Annotated in this window: 2 protein-coding genes; one reads left to right on the top strand and one right to left on the bottom strand. The window is 74.1% G+C overall.

Going from position 1 to position 2095, the window contains the following annotated elements; genetic code table 11:
* Positions 1 to 111 precede the first annotated feature (111 nt).
* Positions 112 to 981 carry a UbiD family decarboxylase domain-containing protein gene (locus AB8Z36_RS38370; RefSeq protein WP_369217989.1) on the top strand — a complete coding sequence of 290 codons (870 nt, stop codon included), beginning with the start codon at positions 112 to 114 and terminating at the stop codon, positions 979 to 981.
* On the opposite strand, the gene pdxR is transcribed toward AB8Z36_RS38370, so the two are convergent.
* The coding region (gene pdxR, locus AB8Z36_RS38365) for a MocR-like pyridoxine biosynthesis transcription factor PdxR (RefSeq protein WP_369217988.1) at positions 944 to 2095 on the bottom strand (1152 nt) is incomplete at its 5' end. The two genes, AB8Z36_RS38370 and pdxR, sit on opposite strands and share 38 nt — an antisense overlap.

Here is a 2095-nt window from a genome sequence, read left to right as displayed (position 1 = left end):
GCTCATGGGCCTGTACGGCACCCGGCGCCGCCCCCCCCCCCCCCCCCCCCCCCCCCCCCCCCCCCCCCCCCCCCCCCCCCCCCCCCCCCCCCGGCGGCGTACCGGTCGGCGCTGCGGGCGGGCCGTCCGCTGCCCGTCGCCATCCACCTGGGTCTCGGCCCCGCCGTGCTGCTCTCCTCCTGCTGCCCGACCTCCCTCGTGCCCACCGGGCTCGACGAGCTGGCGGTGGCGGGCGCGCTGGGCGGGGCGCCGGTGGAGCTCGCGCGGTGCCGCACGGTGGACGCGGAGTACGTCGCGGACGCCGAGTACGTCCTGGAGGGCGAGCTCCTGCCCGATCTGGCGCCGGAGAATCCGCGCGGGACCGCCGCCACCCCGGAGTTCCTCGGCTACCAGGGGCGCGCGCACCCCGCGCTGCCGACCGTCCGGATCACCGGGATCACCGCACGCGACGGCGCCATCCTCCAGGCCGTCTCGGGACCCGGCCACGAACAGTCGGTGCTGCTCGGCTTCGGGATGGAGGCGGCGGTGCTGGGGCGGCTGCGGGAGTGGGACGCCCCGGTGAAGGCCGTGCACTGCCACACGGCGGGCGGCGGCCAGCTCATGGTGGTGCTCCAGTGGTTCCACAAGCGCTCGGCCGCCGACGACGAAGTGGTGCGCAAGGCCTCGGAGTCGGTCCTTGAGGAGTTCCGGATGGCCAAGATGGTCGTCTCGGTCGACGAGGACGTCGACGTGGAGTCCGACGAGGACCTGTGGTGGGCGATGACCACGCGGATGCAGGCGGACCGGGATGTGGTGGTGCTGCCGGACAGGGAGGGCTTCCCGCTCGACCCGACGCAGTCCACCGGCTACTCCCCGGCCCTCTCGGCGGACGGCCGCACCGCCAAGGTCGTCTTCGACTGCACCGTGCCGTACGCCCAGCGGGCCCGCTTCCACCGCCCGCGCTTCACCCGGGCAGGCGCCTCGCGGGCGACGCGTCCCTGACCTCCCGCACGACGGCGGCCAGCAGCGCGATGCCTTCGGTGATGCGGGCGGTGGTCAGGGCCGCGTACCCGACCAGGAAGGTCGGCTCGGCGGGCACCTCCCGTACGAAGTAGCCGGACGCGGGGTAGATCCGCACCCCGCGTCCGGCCGCGCGCCGGGCGATCTCGGCCTCCGTCGCGCCGCGCGTGCCGGTGAGCGTGACCAGGACGTGCAGGCCCGCCGCCTCGCCGGAGATGCGCACCTCGGAGCCGAAGTGTTCGAGCAGGACCTCGATGAGGCGGCTCCTGCGCTGCCGGTACAGCCGGGTCATCCGGCTGATGTGACGGGTGTAGGCGCCGGTCGCGATGAAGTGGGCGAGCCCGTCCTGGTCGACGGTGGGCGTCAGCCGGTCGGTGATCCACTTGATGCCGAGGAAGGGCTGCACGAGGTGCGGCGGGAGGATCGCGTACCCGATCCGCAGCGCGGGGAAGAGCGTCTTGCTGAAGCTGCCGACGTAGACGACGGTGTCCCGGTGCCGGGCGGCGGCCAGGGCGGGCAGGCGCTCGGCGGTGAAGGTGAACTCGTTGTGGTAGTCGTCCTCCAGGATCGTCGCGCCGCGCTCGTAGGCCCAGTCCAGCAGGGCGCGCCGACGCTCCTCGGACATGATGAAACCGGTCGGGAACTGGTGCGACGGCGTCACGTACACCAGCCTGACCCGCGCCGGGTCGTGGCCCTGCGCCCGCACACACGCGTCGATGTCACCGACCCGCAGCCCCTGCTCGTCCACCGGTACGGGTACCACGGTGGCCTCGGAGCAGCCGAAGACCTGGCGCAGCACGGTATGGCTCGGGTCCTCGATGACGACCACGTCCCCCGGCTTCACCAGCATCCTGACGAGGATGTCCATGGCCTGGGTGGCGCCGCCGGTGACCATGATCCGGTCGGCGGACGCGTCCAGGGCGCGGCTCTGCCGCACCAGCGTGGCGATCTCCGTGCGCAGCCTGGGCGAGCCCTCGGCAGGGCCATAGCCGAGCGCGGCGGCGTCGGCCCTGCCGTACGCCTCCTGGAGCGACTGGAGCCAGCGCGCCACGGGGAAGTCGGCGAGCGCGGGCGTGCCGTGCCGGAAGTCGAGGGC

Origin of the sequence: Streptomyces flavofungini, from assembly GCF_041028215.1 — a bacterium.
Classification (GTDB): domain Bacteria; phylum Actinomycetota; class Actinomycetes; order Streptomycetales; family Streptomycetaceae; genus Streptomyces; species Streptomyces flavofungini_B.
The sequence above is the reverse complement of the archived record's forward strand: the minus strand, read 5'-3'. Positions and strand labels throughout refer to the sequence as shown.